Origin of the sequence: Streptomyces sp. NPDC006294 (assembly GCF_042870895.1) — a bacterium.
Lineage (GTDB): Bacteria > Actinomycetota > Actinomycetes > Streptomycetales > Streptomycetaceae > Streptomyces.
The window spans coordinates 1-2254 of the sequence record NZ_JBIAHV010000042.1; the positions used below are offsets into that span (position 1 = coordinate 1).

Here is a 2254-nt window from a genome sequence, read left to right on the forward strand (position 1 = left end):
GCGGAGCCGGGGCCCGGAGCGGGGCGGAGACAGGAGCGTCGGGGCCCGGCGCTGGAGCCGGGGCCGCGCGCGGCGAGCGGAGCGAGCCGCCTTGATGAAGTAGAGAAACTCTTACCGCGCTTGGATCAGTTGCTTGCCGTCATGGCTCCGGACGTGGGGCCCGTGCCCGTCCAGTGCATCGAGCAGGCGCACCGCGTAGACCTCGGCCATCCGCTCGGCGACCTCTTCGGGCGTGAGCCAGTCAACTGCCGTCGACTCTGCAGAGGTTCGCTCAATGCCACCTGATGGCTTGCACCGGAAGACCAGGGCGACGATCCCGCGCGTCGTGTTCTTGTAGACCCCGGTGAGCTCGTCCACCTCGACCCGGATGCCGGTCTCTTCCCAGACTTCGCGGGCCACTCCGTCTTCGGGGGCCTCGGTGAGCTCGAGCACGCCGCCGGGAAGCTCCCACGTTCCGTTGTCGGCTCGGCGGATCGCCAGGAGTCGCCCGTCCTCGCGCACCACTGCTCCCGCCACGGACACGGAGTGCAGTGGCGTTGACTTTGTTCCCGCGCTCCCGTTACTCATGTACAGGAGCATAGGAGAGTGAGAAGGACTATGGGAACAGCCGTAGGAGGTGGGAGGGCCGTACCTCGGTACGTTCAGATCGCCGACGAGATCATTCAGCAGATCCGGGCAGGCGTCCTCAAGCCTGGTGACCTGGTGCCGAGTGAATCCGAGCTGGTGGAGCGCTATGGCGTTTCCGGGGGCACGATTCGTAAGGCGATGGTGGAGGTCCGGGCCAGTGGGCTCGTGGACACGCGCCACGGCAAGGGCTCGATCGTGAAGGACCGGCCGCCCGTGCGGCTGCGCTCCTCGGACCGGTTCCGCGCCTCGCACCGCCGCGGCGGTAAGGCCGCATATCTCGCCGAGTCGGCCCAGTCCGGCGCCACAGCCAAGGTCAGCGTTCTGTACATCGGCCCGATGGAGGCCCCCGAGGACATCGCCGACCGACTCGGCGTCTCCGCCGGCACTCAGGTCCTCGCCCGGCGGCGGCTCTACTTCCGCAACGGCGTCCCGGTCGAGACCGCGTCGTCGTATCTGCCGTGGGACGTGGTCAAGGACATCCCCGAACTGTTCGCCGAGAACCCCGGCCCCGGCGGGATCTACGCCCGCCTTGAGGACGACGGCCACACCTTCGCCGAGTTCGTCGAGACGCTGACAGCGCGCCCGGCCGCCAAGGCTGAGGCATCCGAACTGGCGCTGAGCCCCGGCGCGCCCGTCGTGCACCTGCTCCGCAACGCGGTCACCGAAGCAGGCCGGGTAGTGGAGGTCTGCGACACCCTCATGGCTGCCGACCAGTTCGTTTTCGAGTACCGCATCCCCGCGGCCGACTGACGCTCGCTCAACTCTTCTCAACCCGCCGGGACTTCTTCGCCCTGGCGGGTTGACTCATGTATAGGAGTCGTGCACTCTTCTTCATGTCACTCATGTACATGAGTGACGGAGTCCAGCACTTCTAGAGGAGTGATCTCTGTGCGTCAGATCCCCGTCGACACCTCCGCCGCCTCCGTGATGGTGGCCCAGCCCCCGCAGCCCAAGGTGAAGGACCGCCGTACCGGTGAGCGTGCGATGGACGCCGAGTCCGGTGCCGCGCTGTCGACCGTCGACGTGATGTTCGCGGCGAACGGCGAGGTGGAGATCCTGACCGTGACCGTGCCGGAGAACAGCATCTCCGGTGAGCTGGTCATGGGTACGCCGGTCGCGATCACGGGCCTGATCGCCCGGCCGTGGGAGAACGAGTTCAACGGGCAGCGCCGTCACGGCATCGCCTTCCGCGCGGTCGCCGTCACGTCGCTGGTCGAGAACGCCGCGAAGCCGAAGGCGGCCTGATCATGACCGGCTTCACGGTCGCGCTCCTGGTGGTCGTCGCCGTCGCGGGTCTCCTGCGGTGGCGGCGCCCCACCTGGTACTGGCTGACCTTCGGCGTCACCTTCGCCGTGCTGCGGGTCCTGGTCCGCTACACCTCGGCCATGGAAGCGTGCGGGCTGACCGTCCCGCCGCCGCGCTGGCGGCTCGCCATCGCCCGGATGGCCGGTCGCCCAGCTCCCGAGTCGCGGGCACCGCACATCCTGCGGCTCCGCCCGACACGCACCGGCCTGGTCCTACGGCTGGGGCTGAGGCCCGGACAGGACGCCTTCGACGTGGCCGCATCGTGCGACCGGCTGCGGCACTCGTTCGCCATGTACGGCGTCACCTCGCGTGAGATCCGCTC

Annotated in this window: 3 protein-coding genes and 1 pseudogene; 3 read left to right on the forward strand and 1 reads right to left on the reverse strand. The window is 68.6% G+C overall.

Annotated elements, in window-relative coordinates; all coding sequences use genetic code 11:
- Window positions 1-111 precede the first annotated feature (111 nt).
- Window positions 112-579 (reverse strand): NUDIX domain-containing protein, encoded by a 468-nt coding sequence (locus ACFYOP_RS33705; protein WP_356893752.1) that lies wholly within the window; start codon window positions 577-579, stop codon window positions 112-114.
- An 18-nt stretch (window positions 580-597) separates the two neighbouring features.
- On the opposite strand from ACFYOP_RS33705, the gene ACFYOP_RS33710 reads away from it, so the two are divergent.
- The 3 genes and pseudogenes from ACFYOP_RS33710 to ACFYOP_RS33720 form a co-directional block, all read left to right on the forward strand.
- Window positions 598-1377, forward strand: coding sequence for a GntR family transcriptional regulator (locus ACFYOP_RS33710; protein ID WP_356893754.1), 780 nt, complete (start codon window positions 598-600; stop codon window positions 1375-1377).
- A 138-nt stretch (window positions 1378-1515) separates the two neighbouring features.
- Window positions 1516-1872 (forward strand): hypothetical protein, encoded by a 357-nt coding sequence (locus ACFYOP_RS33715; protein ID WP_307707480.1) that lies wholly within the window; start codon window positions 1516-1518, stop codon window positions 1870-1872.
- A 2-nt stretch (window positions 1873-1874) separates the two neighbouring features.
- Window positions 1875-2254: pseudogene (locus ACFYOP_RS33720) on the forward strand (plasmid transfer protein); the annotation flags it as partial.